This window comes from Prevotella lacticifex (assembly GCF_019973375.1).
Lineage (GTDB): Bacteria > Bacteroidota > Bacteroidia > Bacteroidales > Bacteroidaceae > Prevotella > Prevotella lacticifex.
This window is the reverse complement of the sequence record NZ_BPTV01000001.1, coordinates 120,539-140,966: the sequence shown is the minus strand read 5'-3', so window position 1 is coordinate 140,966 and position 20,428 is coordinate 120,539. Positions and strand designations below refer to the sequence as shown.

Genomic DNA, 20,428 nt, shown 5'->3' with positions numbered 1-20,428 from the left:
GAAACGACCGATTTTATTCAGGAGAAACAGTATGATGAGCCAACAATCACAGACCGCAAGGCGGCGGTCACTATGGGGACGGACACTCCGGCGGGTGGTTCTGCCACTGAATATCCTTGCCATCGTGGGGATGATCCTCATTGGATACACCGACCACATCGACCCGCGCCAGCACTTCCTGCTGCCGTCGCTCGGCCTTGCCATGCCCATGGCGATGGGTGTCAACGTCGTTTTCCTCATCTTCTGGCTCCTGAACAGGTCAAAGTTCGCGGTAGTTCCAATCATCGGATTCCTCCTGTGCTGGGGACCCGTGCGCCGCTATTGTCCCGTAAACATACCCTCCGACCCACCTAAAGGAGCCATTAAGGTGCTGTCGTTCAACGTCTTCATGTTCAATCCATGGAACACCAATCAGGACGAGACAAACCCTATCGTCGATTATATTCTCAACAGCGGAGCCGACATAGTGTGCCTCCAGGAAGCCTCCTACGACCTTCAGAATCCTGAGAAAATCTATTCCACACTCGCTTCGGCCTACGAATACAGCGACACCGTGCAGAAATCGTCACCGCAGGGCGACATCCTTGCCCTCTACTCCCGATACCCCATCATCAGCCGGGAGCGTATAAAGTACGACTCGCGCTACAACCTCAGTGAGGCTTACGTCCTCAATATCAACGGACAGAAGGTACTCTTGGTCAACAACCACCTCGAGAGCGTGGGACTGTCGCAGGAGGACAAGACCAGTTTCAGCCGGCTTGTGCATGGCGAGATGCAGCAGGGGAGCAGCAAAAAGGAATCGAAGTTCCTCCTGCGCAAGCTCGGTGAGGGCTCCGAAAAGCGCGCCTCGCAGGCCGACGCTGTTGCCGATTACATTGCCAAGAAGCGCAGCGAGGGTATGAGCGTCATCGTCTGCGGCGACTTCAACGACAGTCCCATCTCCTACACCCACCGGCGGATAGCACGTGGGCTCACCGACTGTTATGTCGCTACCGGCAACGGACCCGGCTGGTCGTACCACAAGAGCAGCATACACGTCAGAATCGACAATATTCTGTGCTCGTCCGAATGGAAACCTTATGCCGCAAAAGTCGACAATACATGCCCTTACTCCGACCACTATCCCATCATTTGCTGGCTCACACCCCGCGGAAAACGCTAAAATTATGACATTCTTGGCTTTTTGTTAGGAGAAATTGACATTTACCAACGATAAATTTTTCATAATGTGAAAAAAATAAGTACCTTTGCACACTATAGCAATCTAAAACGAAAATATATCAAAACAACAATAAAAAAACAATGCGTAACAAAGGATTAGTAATTTGTATTACCGTCTTACTGACACTGGCAAGCATCTTCTATCTGTCCTTCTCGGTAGCCACAAGCTACTACGACAGTGAGGCTGCGAAGATTAAAGACCCGATTGCGCGACAGGACTACCTCGACTCTGTCAAGTATTTGGGAATTTATCCTTACCAGAAGTGTCTTGAGACCCAGATTGGTCTCGGACTCGACCTTAAGGGCGGTATGAACGTTATCCTTGAGATCTCGGTCCCTGACGTAGTTGATGTGCTTGCCGATCACAAGACTGACCCGGCATATCTGAAAGCTATGGACATGGCCAAGAAAGAAGAGATGACGTCCCAGAGTGATTTCATTTCGCTTTTCGTCGATGCCTACCACAAGGTAGCACCGGGTCATAAGCTCGCCGAGGTGTTTGCCACACAGCAGCTTAAGGGCAAGGTCAACACCCAGACATCCGACGACGATGTTAAGAAAGCCCTCCAGGAGGAGGTCACCGCTGCCATCGACAACTCATACAACGTCGTGCGGAACCGTATCGACCAGTTCGGTGTCGTTCAGCCAAACATCCAGAAGATTCAGGGTCAGGAAGGCCGTCTGATGGTCGAGATGCCGGGAATCCGCGAGCCAGAGCGTATGCGTAAGCTCCTGCAGGGTTCGGCAAACCTCGAGTTCTGGGAGACATGGGACAACAGCGAGATTGCACCTAAGCTCCGCGAGCTCAATACTCGTCTGGCTAATGGCGGAAAGAGCACTAACGACTCTACTAAGACCGCTGATGCCAAGGACGCCAAGAAACCTACTCTCAATGGTGCCAAAAACAAGCAGAACAGTTCCGACATGGAGATGGCTGCTGCCCGCAAGGCCAACCCGCTCATCTCACGTCTGCAGCTCGCTCCTGAAGGCAGCCTGAGCCTCGTCGGCTACGCTAACCTCCGCGATACCGCTGCCATCAACAAGATGATATATTCGCCGCTGGCAAAGCAGATCCTCGGTCCCGACGTGAAACTGCTCTGGGGCGCAAAGCCTGCCGACGGCATGCAGCAGAAGAATGTCTTCGAGCTCTATGCTATCAAGGTCACAACCTCCGACGGACGTGCTCCACTGGAGGGTGATGTCATCACCGATGCCAAAGACCAGTTCGACAACTTCGGAAAGCCTGAAGTTAGCATGACGATGAACTCGGAGGGTGCCCGCGAATGGGCAGCCCTGACAAAGGCCAACGTCGGCAAGGCAGTAGCCATTGTCCTCGACGGCGTCGTATATTCAGCACCTCGCGTGAACCAGGAAATCGATGGCGGCCAGTCGTCAATATCCGGAAACTTCACCATTGAGGATACCAAGGACCTCGCCAACACCCTGAAGTCAGGCCGTATGCCTGCTCCTGCAAAGATCGTTCAGGAGGAGGTCGTCGGTCCGTCGCTCGGTGCCCAGTCCATCCAGCAGGGACTTATCTCGTTCGTCGTAGCCTTCGTGCTGCTGATGATCTATATGGTCGTTATATATAATGTTATTCCGGGTATGCTCGCCAACTGCGCCCTGCTCGTCAATATCTTCTTCACCTTAGGTATTCTGGCCTCGTTCCAGAGTGCGCTTACGATGCCGGGTATCGCCGGTATGGTGCTGACCCTCGGTACAGCTGTCGATGCCAACGTGCTTATCTACGAGCGTATCAAGGAGGAACTGCGCAAGGGTAAGGGTATGAAACAGGCTGTTGAGGCCGGTTACAGCAACGCGTTCTCGGCAATCTTCGACTCCAACCTCACATCTCTTATTACCGGCGTCATCCTCCTCGTGAGGGGTACAGGACCAATCCGCGGCTTCGCTACAACATGGATTATCGGTGTCGTCATCTCGTTCTTCACGGCTGTGTTCCTCACTCGTCTCGTCTACGAGAACAAGCTCAAACACGATAAGTGGCTGAACCTGAAGTTCTGGACCAGCGCCAGCAAGAACATGATGCAGAACACCCATGTCAACTTCATGGGAATGTACAAGAAGAGCTTCACCGCTTACGCCGTTGTCATCGTTCTGTTCGTCGCTTCGTTCCTCGTTCGTGGACTGAGCATGAGTATCGACTTCACCGGTGGCCGCAACTACGTCGTAGCCCTCGAGAAGCCAGTACAGGTTGAGGAGGTGCGTACGGTGCTCCGCGATGCCTTCGTCAATACCGTCGGCGACAATGCCGGCAAGCCCGCAACGACAAACGTTATTGCCCTCGGTACCGATGGCAAGACCATCCGCGTGTCGACAAACTACAACATCCAGTCTAACGACCCGATGGAGGACGATAAGGCAGAGACCATTCTCTACAACGCTCTGAAGAAGGGCGGGTTCGTCTCGCAGGGTAATGTCGAGGCATTCAAGAATCCAGACATCCGTAAGGGCGGTTCCATCATCAGCTCGGCAAAGGTTGGTCCGTCGATAGCTAAGAACATCACTTACAACGCTTTCCTCAGCGTCATCTTCGCTATCGTATGTATCTTCCTCTATATCCTGCTGCGTTTCCGCAACGTCGGATTCTCTACCGGTGCTATTGCGGCCTTGATTCTCGATACAATCATCGTTATAGGCTTCTTCTCCGTATGCTACGGATGGATAGGATTCTCACTTGAGGTCGACCAGACATTCATCGGAGCTATCCTGACGGTCATCGGATATGACGTCAACGACTCCGTGGTCGTGATGGACCGTATCCGCGAGAACCTCCGTCTGCATCCTAAGGCTGACCTTGAGGAGAACTTCAACAATTCAATCAATGAAACCCTTGCACGTACAGTGAACACGTCGGTATCTACATTGATCGTTCTGCTTGCAATCTTCATCCTCGGCGGCGACAGCATCCGCAGCTTCTCGTTTGCCATGATCATCGGTGTCATCATCGGTACCCTGAGTTCTATCTTCATCGTATCGCCGGTGGCTTACATGATTCTCGGTAAGAAGATTCGCCGCGAGCAGGCTGAGGCTGCTGCAGCAGAGGTCAAAGCATAGTAACATCTGTTTTAGCTCACAGGCTTGTGAGCCAAAACCAATATAATTATTTCCCCGGTTGCCCAGAGCAGCCGGGGATTTTTGGTCTTATAGAGGCTATAGGAGAAGCTATAGTAGCTATAGGTACTATAGAAACTATAGAAGCTATAGGCACTATAGAAACTATAGGTACTATAGAAACTATAGACACTATAGAAACTATAGGCACTATAAAAGCTATATGTGCGATAGAAACTGTAGAAAGGAAACGGTGGGGTGGGGCGGTGGCTGACTACAGTCCCCTCTCGGCCCAGTCGCTGCGGTCCATCTGGCGGTAGCCGATGGCCTCGGCGATATGCTCAGCTCCTACCTTCTCGGCACCGGCAAGGTCGGCGATGGTGCGTGCCACCTTCAGAATTCTGCTGTAGGCGCGTGCTGAGAGATGCAGACGCTCCATAGCCGTGCGCAGCATTGCCAGTCCCGCCTCATCGGGCTCAGCATACTGGTGAATCATCCGCTCACTCATCTGAGCATTGCAGTGCAAGCCTTTTACTCCCTTGAAGCGTTCCGTCTGTATTGCTCTTGCCGCTATTACTCGCTCCCTGATCTTCGCCGACGGTTCGCCGGGCTCGGCTTTCGACAGGTCGCTGAACGGCAGTGCAGATATCTCGCACTGTATGTCGATACGGTCGAGGAGCGGACCGCTGATCTTCGAGAGGTAGCGCTGTATCTGTCCCGGCGTACACACACAGTGGTGGGTAGGGTCGCCATAATATCCGCAGGGACATGGATTCATCGACGCCACGAACATAAACGAGCATGGATATGTGACAGTGTACTTGGCGCGGCTGATAGTTATCTGTCTGTCCTCGAGGGGCTGGCGCAGCACCTCCAACGTATGCTTGTTGAATTCCGGCAGCTCATCGCAGAAGAGCACGCCATTATGTGCCAACGTTATCTCGCCCGGCATAGGATTATTTCCGCCGCCGACGAGAGCCACCTCCGAGATAGTATGATGCGGACTGCGGAACGGGCGCTGGCATATCAGTCCCTCACCGCGACTCAGTTTTCCCGCGATGGAATGTATTTGCGTCGTTTCTAAGCTCTCAGCCAACGACAGCGGTGGCAGTATCGACGGCAACCGTTTGGCCATCATGCTCTTTCCGCTGCCCGGTGGTCCCACGAGAATGATATTGTGTCCACCGGCGGCAGCCACCTCGAAGGCCCTCTTGACATTTTCCTGACCACGCACATCGGCGAAATCGAGGTCGAATTTATACTGATGCTCGTAGAACTCCTTTCGCGTATCGACGACACAAGGCTGTGGTGACGACGTTCCGTTGAGGAACCCGATAACCTCGAGGATATTGTCCATACCATAGACCTCGAGAGTGTCGACGACGGCAGCCTCGTGTTCGTTAGCCTTCGGGACGATGAGTCCCTTGAAGTGCTCGGCCCGCGCCTTGATGGCTATGGGCAGCGCACCCTTGACGGGCTGCAGATGACCGTCGAGGCCTAATTCGCCCACAAGCATATACTTATCCAAAAGATCGGTATTGACATTCTCGTTCGATGCCAGTATGGCTATGGCCAGAGGCAGGTCGAACCCCGCCCCCTCCTTCCGTAGGTCGGCCGGTGCGAGGTTTGCCGTGATGTCGGCCACGGGAAACTTATACCCGTTGTTCAGCAGAGCGGCGGCAATACGGTCGTGGCTCTCCTTGACAGCGGTATCGGCGAGACCCGTGAGGTGGTAGAGCACACCACGCGTCATGCTCACCTCCACGGTGATCGTTGTCACCTCAAGTCCGTTAACGGCTGCACTATAGGTTTTTACAAGCATTGTTTAGTTATAGGTATATCTTTCGGGGTGCGTTCAGCGTTCGTAGGTATTCTCCAAGAACCGTCTTAGCTCAGCAGCGTTGATACCGCTCTGCACTATCCTGCCGTTGCGTATGACGATACACTCCGGCACCGTGCTGAGTCCCAACTGCTTCATCAGCTTGCTGTCGAGCATCGACCCGTCGCACACCACCGGCCAGTCCACCCTGTAGTTGTCCATCGACCGCAGGCAGTCGCCTTTGTTCGCGTCGACGCAGATGCTCACTATCTTCAGCTTCCCGGCAGCCTCCGTCTCGGCCTGCGAGAGGGCACTGAGCGCATCGAGACTCTCGTAGCTCCATGTTGCCCACACGTTGATGACGGCCATAGGACCGTTGAGGTCGGCGTTCGTCACTTTCCGTCCTTTCACGTCGACAGCCGAGAATGCCGGAAGAGCCTTCCCCGGTGTGCGAAGTTGTGTGAGGTCGACCTGCTCCTTGAGTCTCGCCAGCGACCCGCTGGACTTCTGTGCCTTCATCATCAGCCGTATGAAAGCCGCTGCCTTGGCATAGTCGGGCTTGTCGGCATCGACGAAATAGCGGCGCGTGAGATAGATGCTCACCGGCGACTCGGGATGATCCTTGATGAACTGACCGGCGAGACGCGTCTCCTCAGGCGGCGACACATTCGACAGCGACTTCCTGAACTTCGTCATCAGTTCGTTGGCATCGGTGCCCTTGACCTCCATCTCTTTGAGGTGTGAGGCGTCGGCCTTAATCTCCACAGCCCCGCCCGACTCAGCGAAGACGGGCTGCTGCGAGTAGTTGGGGAATACAATCATGATCGTACCCTCATCGTGGCATGGCACGTCAAGGGCAAAACGGCCGTCCTGAATCTTTATCGTGTCCATACCGTCGATAACCCCGTCGGGGCTATAGACATAGAGTTCACCGGTGTTAATATGCAGAAACCTTCCCTCAATCTTGAAATGTCCTTTACTTTCACCGCATGCGGCGAGAATTAACGAAAGAACGAGGAGATAGGCGTACCTTTTCATTGGCGGAAGAAAAACTAAACGATACAAGTGCCGCGAACGGGACTCGAACCCGTACAGCCATCACTGGCCAAGGGATTTTAAGTCCCTCGTGTCTACCAATTCCACCATTGCGGCAATCCATGTGGTTGCACTATGCAACATCACAAAACACAGTTTGCAACTGCAAAGATAATAAATTTTTTCGCGATTTCCAAATAAAATCGCATATTTTTTTCAATTTCCTATTCCGAGCACCCCGTTAGGCACATAGCTGACGATATACTGCATCAGTCTATCTCCCTTATTTCCACTGAGTATGGCACCCGTCTCGAGCGAGTAGGTGCGCCCGCAGTTACTGCATTTCACTACCGTGGCATTATCGGTCCATTTCAGCTGATAGCTCGAAGTATACCCCGTGGCACAGTTCGGACACTGTCCGTCCCACGCCACGATGCCGTTGAAGTTTGTCCGTCCCACGATTATCGACCCGTAGGCACCGCCGGCACCGAGGTATATGCCACCGCTGTAGGCCAGGTTTTCGAGTTCGTTCGACAGCGTTATCGGCTCCTTCGTCCCCTTGGCGTCGCTGCTGTTGACGACGTAGGCCCCGCGGTATGTCGTCATCGCTATGTTGACGTAGTAGTTATACGAGTTCAGGGCCGTGACAATCATGCTCGTAGGATGCCATTCGGTGTGGAACGTGAAGTGGCATGGATAGCGTCGGCTGACCGTACTCTCACCGCTGCAGCCAGCCACAACCGTCGTCACCGCCACCATGGCAGCGGCCACAGCGGCCCTCGCCACCATCCGGCCGATATTCCATCTGTGGCTCATCGGCAGGAGTCTAAGAGGTTCTGCTCGGCCTCCTCGGCCCTCTCGAAGTTGAAACCATGGAGATTCTGCTCCATGAGCGCCACGATACGGTCGTTGCAGAGGTTGCCGATCGACCCCTCGTGGGTGTGGTGGATAGCCTTGTCGGCATGGAATGTGCCGCGCTCTATCTCCAGTCCCACCTTCTTATATGCGTCGCGGAACGGCATTCCGGCGGCGGCAAGCTTGTTGACCTCCTCCACCGAGAACATCGGGTCGTACATAGGATTGTCGAGGATATCCTCGTTCACCTCCATCTTATTAATAATGTATGCGGCCATCTGCAAGCAGTCGCGCAGCTCCCCGAAGGCTGGCAGGAACACCTCTTTAATCTCCTGAAGGTCACGGAAGTATCCCGTTGGCAGGTTGTTCATGATGAGCATCACCTGCTGCGGCAGCGACTGCAGCTTGTTGCACTTGGCCCTGATGAGCTCAAAGACATCCGGATTCTTCTTGTGCGGCATGATACTCGACCCCGTCGTACACTCCTTAGGCAGGCGGATGAATCCGAAATTCTGACAGTTCATCAGACAAGCGTCGTAGGCCATCTTCGCCAGGGTGCCGGCGATGGTTGCCAGGGCGAAGGCCACATTGCGTTCCATCTTTCCACGGCCCATCTGCGCGTAGACGACATTATAGTCCATGGTGTCGAAACCGAGTAAGTCGGTGGTCATCTGCCTGTTAAGCGGGAATGAGCTGCCGTAGCCCGCCGCCGACCCGAGGGGATTGCGGTTCGTCATCTTGTAGGCAGCCTGGAGGAAGAGCATGTCGTCGGCCAACGACTCGGCATAGGCTCCGAACCACAGTCCGAAACTCGACGGCATGGCTATCTGCATGTGGGTATAGCCCGGCATGAGCGCATCCTTATACTGGTTGCTCTTCTGTATCAGCTCGTCGAAGAGGATTTTCACGTGGTCGGCGATGTCGCGTATCTCATGACGGGTGAAGAGTTTAAGGTCGACGAGCACCTGGTCGTTGCGGCTGCGGCCCGAGTGGATTTTCTTGCCCATATCGCCGAGGGCACGCGTGAGCATCAGCTCCACCTGCGAGTGGACATCCTCGACATCGGGTTCGATAACGAATTTCCCCTCCTCACACACCGTGTAGATCTTCCGCAGCTCGGCGAGGAGCTTTTCGAGCTCGTCATTCGTCAGCAAGCCTATCGACTCGAGCATGGTGATATGCGCCATCGACCCGAGAACGTCGTACTTGGCGAGATACAAGTCCATCTCGCGGTCACGGCCTACCGTAAACCTCTCTATTTCCTTATTGACTTCAAAGTCCTTTTCCCAAAGCTTATTTGCCATCCGTCTTTTCTTTCCTTTTACATTATTATAAATATTCATGTTTCGGCCGTCCGCGACCTGTCTGGACGACTCTTCGGTCAATCCGAAATCAATTTTATGGCTGCTGACGGCCACAAGGACCTCGCCCTGCCAATGGTTTATTGACGTCCGAAACTTGAATTATATATACCCTTGACTGGGTACAACAGCCGCGCGCCGGTATTCACTCCACCGCCTCGCGGCCGCCATCTTACGCAGCCGCACAGGCAACAGACCGCACCGGTGTAGTCATCGGTGCGGCAAGTAGCTGACTGTCAGCCTCCCGGCGATTATTCCTCGTAGGGAATCATCGCCATCATGTCGGCAATCTTCTCCAGTGCCTCCTGCAGCGGTTTCTCCACCATTCCCTTGGCGAAGAACGGCACATCGGCATCGATGGTCAGCCGGAGCTTCGATGTCGTGGCCTCGACGGGGAGCATCTGAATCCAGAATTTGAACTTCAGTGGCGATTTCTCGCTTTCAAATTTTATCATCTTCGGCTCCTCACGGTCCACGATGCGCATCGACACATTGCCCACGGGCGAGATGTTTATCGACATCGAGTCCTTGTCGAACGACAAATCTTGGAGTTTATCCTTCACCTCGTCCATCTCGGCGTTGCCCGTGGAACCTGCGGGAATGCGATCCTTGAGACTCTTGAGGTGGGTGAGGTCGCTGAGGGTGTCGTACACCGCCCGCTGACTGTGCGGAACGGCCTTTACTGCACTTTCCAACTTCATGACTGACTCTTCCAGTTAGCAGGATCCTTGCGCCATTCCTGGAGCATGCTCACCTCGTTCTCCTTGATATATCCGGTGGCAAGTGCCTGAGCCACAACATGTTCGTAGTCGGTGAGCGTGACGAGCTTCACCTTAGCGTCCTTGAACGCTTTCTCGGCGATGGGGAATCCGTAGGTGTAGGAGGCTACCATGCCGACGACCTCGAAGCCTACACGGCGCAGGGCCTCGACGGCCTTCAGCGATGATGCACCGGTCGAGATAAGGTCCTCGACGACAACGACTTTAGCACCCTCCGGCAGCTGACCCTCAATCTGGTTACGGGTGCCGTGGTCCTTCGGTTTCGGACGGACGTAGGCGTAAGGCAGTGCCAGCTCGTCGGCAACAAGGGCTCCCTGGGCAATGGCTCCCGTGGCTACACCGGCAACGGCCGTAGCCTCTGGGAAATTCTCCATGATGGCATGGGTGAGCTCCACCTTCACGAAGGAGCGGATGTCGTGGTACGACAGCGTCTTGCGGTTATCGCAGTAGAACGGCGACTGCCAGCCGGAGGCCCATGTGAACGGATCGTTGGGCTGAAGCTTTATGGCCTTGATGTCAAGGAGCTTTGCAGCAAAAACTTTCTTCAGATCTTCCATTTGTTTAGTGTTTTGATAAATTTAATGCAAATATAAATCATTTATTTCAATTACCAAAATAATAAAGCGTTTTTCATAAAAAAACGGGGCTGTCCGGACATCACATCCAAGACAGTCCCATAGCAAAATCAACTCAGTTTTGCTTTGTTGCTTACACGCCCTTAGTGATCTTCTATCGGCCCCGCGGTTCTGACCTAACCGATTCCTGCCTAATAATGGCAGACACCGATTGAAAAAACAACTAACTACTTAACCAATAACTGCCGGCCGTAATAACAACTAACCACTTAAGTAAAACTGCCGACTAAAACAAACGACTATCTACTTATTAACCAATAACTTTCGATATAACGAACATATTGCCTACTTATCAGCCAATGACTTTCGACATAGAAAATAACTAACTTCTTAACCAACTGCCGCTACAGGCCTCAAGAAGTCTCACATAAGGTTTCGTGTTATTTTTTTTATTCTTCGTCCCACGTACTCCATGCAGTGCCGCCGACACGCTTGGCGCAGGCTTCATCGTCGTCGTCGCTGGACGCATTATCACCGGGGGCCTCACTGACGAATTCGAAATCTCCCTCTACGACTGATTCGGTAATTTCTTTCCCATTGTTGACCGAGTTTACCAGCAACGGGTTCTGTATTTCCAGCACTATAAGGGTTGTTTGGGGCTTTATATATTTCTTTTTCATTTTGTTCATAGTTATTAGTTGACCATTATTTTTTTGCCATTGACGATATACAGTCCCGGTGCCAGATCAGTGGTGTCGCCGTTATCTCTAACAAGCTGACCCTGAAGATTATATATTGCCTTGGCACGAGCTTCACTGGTATAATCGATATCATGTATCAGGGTCGGATCGTCATTGTCGAACATCGGCTCGTCGTCGAGGTAGAAAGAGACTTTTGAACTGCTGCTTGAAGCAAAGTAATTGGTATAATCGCTTGTCTGTATCTGACCGCCTGAACCGAGATACATATACCAGTGATAGCCCTTGATGCTCTTTCCGCCATTTTTAATGGTATTGTCGCCAACCCAATAGAAGTCCTGATGCATATCATTATTGTGGTGGTCGTTCTTGCGGTTTAGGAGGATGACGGCATACTTAGGCAACTCGGGAATCTTACTGTAGGTGCCAATCATAGTAAATTGTCCGCAAGTGAGATATCCGTTACCATAATTAACATTTGACAAATCCTTTGAACTGCGCATTGTCAGGTCCACATTGTCAAATTCATATTCGTATTTGGCATAATTGTCATCTACAATCTTCAGCATCTGAGGTTCATTGGCGTTGATGACGCTTGCAGAAGTAAGGAATATTCTTTTGTACTTTGTCTTATATCCAGTCTCATTTGGATCATCGTTGATATCCGACCTGTTGAAGCGTGCAACCACGCAGTTCGGACCGAAAGCATCATTAATCTGCTGGGCGTTCAGCGAGAACGGAAACATAATTGTGGCCCATTTGCCCTTTGTGAACTTACGTTTCAAGTGTACATTGACGTTTGGCTCATCGCCGATAGTGGTAATTTCTTGACTCTCATCGAGATAGACATCGTGGTTTTGAACGCTGGAGGTATTCTTGTCGTAGTATATATTGTTGGCAGTGAAGCCCTTACCGCGCAGGGCTATCCAGTACCATTTAGGGTCATTGGTGCCGTCGCTCTTGGTCACCCACGTGTTTATCTTCTTTACGTCATCTTCTGTCAGCGCGTATTCTATGACCTGCTTGTCGGTCGACAATGTAATTTTTTGGCTCAAATTGCACAGACGGTCGTCGGCTACAGTGCTGGTATTGTCGCCGAAGAGCTGGAACTGGTATTCGGCCCCACTCTGAACGCTGCTCACCGGGATACGGATAATATCGCCGACCATCACGTTGCCGAGGCCCAAGATGTTTCGGGTATATACACCGATATAGGTCTTGCGGTCAGCCTCTGTTTCTGTTGTGGATGCGTTGTCGCTCCATGTGTTGCCGGTGTCGAACTTCTTCGACTCACCGCTGATTTCGATATTTTGTCGTTCCGACCACACCTTAGCCAGCGACACCTTTCTTATGGTAGCATAGCGGACAATAAGCTGGACCGTGCAATCGCTGTTGTTCTTGATGGTATCCAAAGTCTCCTGGTCGATAGTGAATACGGCATCGGTGTTCATATAGTCCCAACCCTTGTCGATGAGTTTCTTCGTTGGACTGGCGGTAGTGCCTGTAATGACCTGAAAATAAACCTGACTCGTCTCGTCGTCGGTCTGATTCAGCTTCGTCTTGCTCATGTCCTCGTTAGTGGGGTAACCCGTATAAACATTGGCGTTATCCGAAGTAGGAGTGGTAAAGACACGAATCTGGAACCCAGCCTTGGCATTGGTGAAGAGGCTCTTGTCGAGAACGATGGCATTCTGCCACCAGTTTGCATCAGTATTTGAGCTGTTCTTTGGTCCGCCGACCGTCAGCGTGGTCGTGGAATTAGCTCCGGGGAACACAGCGTATGGGTCGACAATATTGACTTGCTCATAAGTAACGCCGCGACCGGCAAGCGTTATGCCGGAGTTCTGAAGCTTCTTCAGCACATCGGAGGTAAGGCGAACACGGAACTTTCCAGCGCCCAAAGTCATTGTACCATTGGATATTGTATTCGCGTTGGGGTAATATTTTACGTCGAAAGAACCGTTGAAAAGCTGGTTTTTATCGTCGTTGGTGTTATAATCGGGATAGTGAGTGCCACTGCCGATATTGTTTGTGATGAAACGCATATTGCTGACAATATTCGGATGAGAGTCGTCCGTACCATCAATATATTTAGCATTGAACTCAAGTAGGCTTCCCGTTTTTGTCGTGGAGAATGCTTCCGGAACAATCCATTCGAACTGTCCGTATTCTTGAATTTGCGCATTCTGTCCGTAATCTTGAATTTGCGCATTTTGATTGAAGGTTATTGGGAAAGCTAAAGTCTTAGAGTCTTTTCCAGCCCAATAAGGAATGTAGTTAACTCCGTGCTTTGTAAATTCGTCCTTCGTCACGAGATGCAGAGCTCTGACGTCCTCGTAGGTATCTTTCGTAGAATTAAGCACCTTATGAGTGTCGTCAGCTCTGCCGCTGATGGCCCCAACCGCCGTAAGGATTGCAGCGGCGAGCATGAATTTTATTTTAAATGTGTTCATGTCGTCGTTCCGAATTTCTTTGCGAATACTCTTCATAATTCACCTGAGTTGATAAATGAGTTGATATTTAAGTTCATCAGCACTATTTTGCTGTTAAGTCGATGGCAAAATTACAAACAACAGAAATATAATGCAAGAGCTAAGTGCCACTATTTTAGGCGTTTAAACAAATCAATACCCATTATTCAACAAACAATTCCCCTTGTCACCGCCAATTTTTGCTCTCAATCGCCATAATCAAGAATGTCTTCCCCGGCCGTGGAGTGATACTATTCAAACATTATAATGGAAGGATTAGAGTCCTAAAGGGGCAGTGCCGTCATCAACCAACGGCCATGCGTTAATGATTCCTTTGCTGGGTGCGGGTTGGCGTGGATAGGTGTCGTATCCTTGCTGCCACGTAAAGCCCCGACGAGGCTTAATTCTCAATAACCCCAGACTAAGGGATCGCAGCGACCACAGTCTGGGGTAAGACACGGCTGCAAGAAATCCACGACCAGCCTCGAAGAGGTTGAATAGCGGGACACGCATAAACGCCATACTTTGAGGCTCTCGCGCACTTTGTGCTATTGTGCGTTTTCGAGGCACTGACTGAATGCTTGGCGGCATTTATGATCCCCGGACTGCGCTCGTTATCACTCGCTTAGTCTGTGGTTATTGACGATTCAGCCTCTTGAGGCTGTCAGTGGCAGAGATTATCATGTTTTACTACATGCCACAGCCAATGTTGCTGTCCGAAAGCAGTGGTCATGCGGCATAGCGTTGCATCGACTTCATTATCTACCCTTCCTCTGTAAAGGAATGTGGATAAAGCATTGATAACCAATGTGCTGCACCTATCCTTCGTTAGGGGCACTAAACAGTTATGCGATATACGAAGACCAGCAATGGTGGCGCTTGTTTACCTATGCGTTCCTTCACGGCAGCTTCCATCATCTCTTCGGGAACATCTTGTCGTTGCTGATAGTCTCGTTCTTCATGATGCCAGAAGTAAAACCTATGGGACAAGCCGCCGTCTTCTTAGCCTCAAGCCTGTTCTCAGGCCTTGCGTTTCTTGCCTTCTCGCAGGGCATTGTCGTAGGAGCCAGCGGAGGCATCTTCGGCATGGCGGGCACTTATATAACTCTGTCCCTGTACACCTGGATAAAAACGGGACAACGACAAGAAGGGCTTGTTGTCATTGGAGCTATCTGCATAATAAATCTGCTTCTCAGCTTTGCACGGACCACGAGCATGACCGGACACATAAGCGGGCTGGCATGTGGCTTCATGATTGCCATCGGCATCATCATCTATAGAGAGCTAAATGCAAACGGAAACGCTATAGCCGTATAAGGAAAAGCAAAGCCATAACTTTGTACTTAATAAATCAACTTTCGCAGTTACTGACGCTTCGTAGGGACCGGTCTTGTGCCGGCTCACAAATAATGTCCCATGTTGTGCTTCAATACAAGAAACTCCATAATCTACTTTCTAAAACATTTTTCCCACAAAAAAGTTCTGTATTTCTTATATTTTTTGTACGTTTGCAACAGATTATTGAATAGCAGTTCAATTAATCTGACCGAAAATGTGAATCAGAATGAGACAAATAACATACATATTAGGAATAGTACTTAGTCTTTTTGCGCTGTATGGTTGTAGCAATAAGGATGATAACAAATATCTGAATGACCTTGATACAGCATTAAAAGATTATCCTAAATATATTAGTCTTAAACAACACTCAATACAAGAGAAAAAGGACAAATTACCATTCACACGTTCAAAGGAAGCCAAATATAACCTCCTTATGGACATATATCGTGATTACCAAAGTTTTGCTTTGGACTCATCATTAACCTATATAAACCAGGCGATAAAACTAGCTGACGAGCTAGGCGATGAAGAAAGAATCATGGATACAAATATGAGTCTGGCATTTTTGTATAACTTTGCTGGAATGCATCACGAAGCTCTGGAGATATACAACAATACAAATATTGCGGGACATTCTTCATGGCTAAGGAGAAGTCATTTCTATCTTGGAATGAATGTTTATCGTAATTTAGCCACGTATTCCACAGACAAAAGCAAAAAGGCTGAATATACAGAACAGATGGACGTATGCCGTGATTCGGCTATAGCTTATGCCCCGGAAGATCTTATCCTAAAGACCGAGCGACTTAATGACAATGGGAAAACCACTGAAGCCATAGCTCAACTGTCAAAAGGCTTACCAGACAATCTAGCAACTAACGACGCAGGTCTGAAGTACTATGTGCTGTCCGAGTTTTATGGCAAGTTAGGTGAAACCGACAAACAGATAAAGTACCTTGCAATGTCGTCAACAGCCGGTGTAAAGAATGCTGTGCGTGAATATGTAGCTTTGCGCGAGCTAGCTGTCCTGCTTTATAAGAAAGGAGACATTGACCGTTCATATAGATACATTCACCAATGTATAGAAGATGCCGAAGCCTGCAATGCCAGAATGCGCATAGTTGAAACCTCAATATTCCTTTCGGTTATTGATTCAACTATGGTGAAACACAAACATGAAAGCCGGAACATGATTCTTATTGCCCTGACCATTGTGGGTATTTTGCTCATTCTATTGTCAATTGCTTCTATCAGCCTTCGCAAGAAGATGCGAATAATACAGGAGGCAAATAACAAACTCAAAGAAATGAATGAGCAAATAAAAGAAGCAAACATTGCTCAGGACAATCTAAACAAACAGTTGTCTCTATCAAATAAGATTAAAGAGGAATATATAACGCGCTTTATGCAACTTTGCCTTTTATATATAGGTAAAATGGAAGACTACAGGAAACACTTGAGCAAGGTCGCCCATAAGCACAACTTCGATGAGCTCTACGATACCATTCAGTCCAATCTTTATCTAAACAAAGAGGTGGAGACATTCTATAATAATTTCGACGAAGCATTTCTACGGTTATTCCCTAATTTTATAAATGACGTGAATGCCTTGCTTCGTTCGGACTCACAGATAGAGCTCAAAGAAGGCAAGCGTCTGAACACTGAACTCAGGATTCTTGCATTAATGAGGCTGGGGATAACTGACAGTTCAAAGGTTCAAAAATTTCTACGTTGTTCCTCTTCTACTGTTTATAATTACAGGACAAACATGCGAAATAAGGCTAGGAAAAGAGACACTTTTGAAGAAGATATCATGAAATTATAAGAAAATGGCTTTTTAAGGCATCTCCATTTTTATCTACATAGCGAAAAGTTAATATGCTGTTTATCAACATATTAACTTTTTTACATTTCTCCATTTTCTCTCCATACGCTTTTATCTTGTATTATTTTAATATAAATTTGCATCGCATGGTAAAATCATGTGGTAGGCAACTTTATGTTTATCTCGATGTGAATCGAAATACAGCATAACGAATCGTTATAAAATAATGATATTTGCCTAGTACGGCATCATGTTGTGTGTAAACATTTACCTGCTTCATCATTCAAAATATATAGAGTGAATGCCATATACAATAATGATGCCTTTTGGAGCGAAATTGTAACTTACATTATATATTAACTAAAAACAACAAGATGAAACAGGTACTAGTAAGAATGCCTCTAAGAATTTTGGCAGTCATTTCCTGCCTAATTCTCTCTATGAATGCTTTTGCCCAGCAAATCTCGGTCAAAGGTCATGTCGTAGACGCTACAGGCGAAGGAATCATTGGAGCAACTGTTCGTGTAGTCGGCCAAAGTGGAGGAACGATTACCGATTTGGACGGTAATTTTACCATCCAGGCAAACCAAGGCGACAACATTCAAATCTCTTATGTTGGCTACAAAGAGGTCGTTGTTGCAGCAGCGCCTTCTGTAAGCGTAAAAATGGTTGCTAACTCTGAGAATCTTGACGAGGTTGTCGTCATCGGTTATGGTCAGGTAAAGAAAAACGACCTGACCGGTTCCGTCACAGCATTAGGAACCGACAAACTTGTCAAAGGTGCTGTAACATCAGCTACCGACATGCTCGTAGGCCAGGCTGCCGGTGTAAGTGTCATTACCGACGGTGGTGCTCCGGGCAGTGGAGCAACAATCCGTATTCGTGGCGGCTCGTCAATGTCGGCATCCAACAACCCTCTAATTGTCATCGACGGTGTTCCTGTTGACGACGGAGGTATCAATGGAATGTCAAATCCGCTCTCAATTGTAAATCCTAATGATATTGAGACATTTACAATTCTGAAGGATGCTTCTGCTACCGCAATATATGGCTCACGTGCGTCAAATGGTGTGATTATTATTACCACCAGGAAGGGTCAGGCAGGACGTGTAAAGGTCAGCTACAGCGGTAACGTTAAACTGAGCACAAGAAAGAACGAAGTTGATGTAATGTCGGCCAACGACTTCAGAAACTTTGTTACTTCAAAATTCGGTGAAGGTAGCGCACAGGTAGCAGCATTGGGAAACAGTGATACCGACTGGCAGAAGGAAATATTCCGCACATCGGTCAGCACTGACCATAATGTCAGCGTCTCAGGTGCCGTACCACACATGCCTTATCGTGTATCAGTGGGCTATACTGACGAGAATGGTATCCTCAAGACTTCCAACATGCAGCGCTTGACTGGTGCCATTAATCTTAATCCACAACTCTTCGACAAACATCTGAATATCCAGATTAACGTAAAGGGTATCTATAATACCAACCGCTTCGCCGACACCGGTGCTGTTGGTCTGGCTACCCAATACGATCCTACCCAGCCTGTTTACATGGACGGATCAGAGTATGGTAACGGATATTTTATGTACCTTAACCAGACAAACGGCAAGCCTATCGACATAGGACTTACCAACCCTGTATCTATTCTGGATTCAAAGAGCGACAAATCAACTGTATATCGTAGCATTGGTAATATACAGCTCGATTATAAGTTCCATTTCCTGCCACAGCTGCGCGCTAACCTGAATCTTGGTTACGACGTATCAAAGGGAGAAGGTGATGTCATTATTCAGGATAATTCTCCTATGACATGGAGTTCAGGAAACTACAAGACAGGATTTGGTGAAAACACAAGCTACTACCAGCTTAAGAGAGATGAACTGCTTGAGTTCTACCTTGATTACAACAACACATTCGGTGTTCACAACATCGACGTAATGGCTGGTTATTCTTGGCAGCACTTCTATTCTTCTGACTGGACGAAGTATCCGTATTCTGCCAAATTCGCTGAAGAGAAAGGACAGGAATACTATAAAGACGGTATTGAAAACAGAACCGAGAACTACCTTATCTCTTTCTTCGGACGTTTAAACTATAGCCTTCTTGACCGTTATCTGCTTACCTTTACCCTTCGTGATGATGGTTCTTCACGATTCAGCAAGCACAACCGTTGGGGTGTATTCCCTTCAGTTGCATTGGCATGGCGCATAAACGAGGAGAAGTTCCTTAAGAACGTCAAGTGGCTGTCTGCCCTTAAGCTTCGTCTTGGCTATGGTGTTACAGGTCAGCAGAACCTGAACAATGGTGATTATCCATATTTGGCACGCTATTCTTACTCTAAGGCAGGAGCCAACTACTACTTCGGCAATACCGAGTACAGACTAATTGCGCCACAGGCTTATGACGAGAATCTTAAGTGGGAGGAGACCAAGACATGGAATGTCGGATTGGACTTTGGATTCCTCAAGAACAGAATTACCGGAACATTCGATTACTATTATCGCAAGACCGACAATCTGCTTAACACAGTTACTGCTCCGGCAGGAACTAACTTCAGTAACGAACTCCTCACTAACGTCGGAACTTTGGAGAACAAGGGTATTGAGTTCTCTCTGACAGCTCATCCTGTCGTTACAAAGGACTGGGATTGGACCATCAGCTACAATCTCTCATACAACAAGAATGAGATTACCAAGCTGACATTCAACGATGATCCATCCTACAAGGGTGTTATTCATGGAGGTATAGACGGAGCTACAGGCTACAACATCATGATTAATGCCGTGAACCATCCATATAACTCATTCTATGTGTTCGAGCAAATGTATGACAACAACGGCAGACCAATAGAAGGCGCTTATGTTGATCAAAATGGAGATAACAAAATTGACGAAAACGACCTGATCGTTTACAAGAAGTCTGCGCCTAACGTATTCATGGGACTAAGCAACCAGATCTCTTATAAGAACTGGGATCTGTCATTCGCACTCCGCGCAAGTCTTGGCAACTATGTATATAACAATGTACAGTCGAACCGAGAAGCATGGGACGGCTCACAAATGTACGACCAGACAGGATTCTTGAAGAACCGTATGACATCAGCTTGGGTTGACGACTTCAAGGCCGGTCAGTACCGCAGCAGCTTCTATGTTCAGAAAGCTTCATTCCTGCGTATGGACAACATAACCCTCGGATATACGTTCGACAAACTGTTTAACGAAAAGCAGAACGCAAGAGTTTACTTCACCGTTCAGAATCCTTTCGTAATAACCAACTACAGCGGACTTGACCCAGAAATCAGTGGTGATGGCATTGACAACAACCTCTATCCAAGACCAATTTCATTCCTGTTGGGTGTAAACGTTAATTTCTAAAA

13 protein-coding genes and 1 tRNA gene are annotated in these 20,428 nt (G+C 49.0%); 5 read left to right on the top strand and 9 right to left on the bottom strand.

What is annotated here, in order from left to right; genetic code table 11:
- Positions 1–31: 31 nt before the first annotated feature.
- Positions 32–1,162 (top strand): endonuclease/exonuclease/phosphatase family protein, encoded by a 1,131-nt coding sequence (locus LDN30_RS00545; protein WP_306421492.1) that lies wholly within the window; start codon positions 32–34, stop codon positions 1,160–1,162.
- 140 nt (positions 1,163–1,302) lie between these two features.
- Entirely contained in the window at positions 1,303–4,296 is a 2,994-nt protein-coding gene (gene secDF / locus LDN30_RS00540; protein ID WP_223928418.1) for a protein translocase subunit SecDF, read from the top strand.
- A 271-nt stretch (positions 4,297–4,567) separates the two neighbouring features.
- Here secDF and LDN30_RS00535 read toward each other — a convergent pair whose 3' ends face one another.
- The 9 genes from LDN30_RS00535 to LDN30_RS00495 all read right to left on the bottom strand — a co-directional run bounded on the left by LDN30_RS00535 (position 4,568) and on the right by LDN30_RS00495 (position 13,868).
- Complete coding sequence (locus LDN30_RS00535) at positions 4,568–6,115, bottom strand: YifB family Mg chelatase-like AAA ATPase (protein ID WP_223926662.1); 1,548 nt, start codon at positions 6,113–6,115, stop codon at positions 4,568–4,570.
- A 33-nt stretch (positions 6,116–6,148) separates the two neighbouring features.
- Positions 6,149–7,150: a TlpA disulfide reductase family protein gene (locus LDN30_RS00530; protein WP_223928417.1), complete on the bottom strand. Its 1,002-nt coding sequence runs from the start codon at positions 7,148–7,150 to the stop codon at positions 6,149–6,151.
- A 28-nt stretch (positions 7,151–7,178) separates the two neighbouring features.
- Positions 7,179–7,264: transfer RNA gene (locus tag LDN30_RS00525), tRNA-Leu, on the bottom strand.
- A gap of 99 nt (positions 7,265–7,363) precedes the next feature.
- The gene (locus tag LDN30_RS00520; protein ID WP_223926660.1) at positions 7,364–7,963 is read right to left on the bottom strand and encodes a zinc ribbon domain-containing protein; all 600 of its coding nucleotides are present in this window, start codon (positions 7,961–7,963) and stop codon (positions 7,364–7,366) included.
- Positions 7,960–9,306 carry an argininosuccinate lyase gene (gene argH / locus LDN30_RS00515; protein ID WP_223926659.1) on the bottom strand — a complete coding sequence of 449 codons (1,347 nt, stop codon included), beginning with the start codon at positions 9,304–9,306 and terminating at the stop codon, positions 7,960–7,962. Before argH ends, LDN30_RS00520 begins: the two co-directional genes overlap by 4 nt.
- A 308-nt stretch (positions 9,307–9,614) precedes the next feature.
- Positions 9,615–10,064 (bottom strand): SRPBCC family protein, encoded by a 450-nt coding sequence (locus LDN30_RS00510; protein ID WP_223926658.1) that lies wholly within the window; start codon positions 10,062–10,064, stop codon positions 9,615–9,617.
- Positions 10,061–10,699, bottom strand: a complete 639-nt coding sequence (gene pyrE, locus LDN30_RS00505) for an orotate phosphoribosyltransferase (protein ID WP_223926657.1) — start codon at positions 10,697–10,699, stop codon at positions 10,061–10,063. Before pyrE ends, LDN30_RS00510 begins: the two co-directional genes overlap by 4 nt.
- A gap of 467 nt (positions 10,700–11,166) precedes the next feature.
- Positions 11,167–11,397, bottom strand: a complete 231-nt coding sequence (locus LDN30_RS00500; protein WP_223928416.1) for a hypothetical protein — start codon at positions 11,395–11,397, stop codon at positions 11,167–11,169.
- Between the two features lie 14 nt (positions 11,398–11,411).
- Positions 11,412–13,868 carry a hypothetical protein gene (locus LDN30_RS00495; protein ID WP_223928415.1) on the bottom strand — a complete coding sequence of 819 codons (2,457 nt, stop codon included), beginning with the start codon at positions 13,866–13,868 and terminating at the stop codon, positions 11,412–11,414.
- An 825-nt stretch (positions 13,869–14,693) separates the two neighbouring features.
- Between LDN30_RS00495 and LDN30_RS00490 the strand changes: the two genes are divergently transcribed.
- From LDN30_RS00490 to LDN30_RS00480, 3 genes are all read left to right on the top strand, one after another.
- Positions 14,694–15,203, top strand: a complete 510-nt coding sequence (locus LDN30_RS00490) for a rhomboid family intramembrane serine protease (protein WP_223928414.1) — start codon at positions 14,694–14,696, stop codon at positions 15,201–15,203.
- A 247-nt stretch (positions 15,204–15,450) separates the two neighbouring features.
- Positions 15,451–17,052, top strand: a complete 1,602-nt coding sequence (gene susR / locus LDN30_RS00485) for a SusR family glycan utilization regulator (RefSeq protein ID WP_223926653.1) — start codon at positions 15,451–15,453, stop codon at positions 17,050–17,052.
- A gap of 374 nt (positions 17,053–17,426) precedes the next feature.
- Positions 17,427–20,426: a SusC/RagA family TonB-linked outer membrane protein gene (locus tag LDN30_RS00480; RefSeq protein WP_223928413.1), complete on the top strand. Its 3,000-nt coding sequence runs from the start codon at positions 17,427–17,429 to the stop codon at positions 20,424–20,426.
- Positions 20,427–20,428 lie beyond the last annotated feature (2 nt).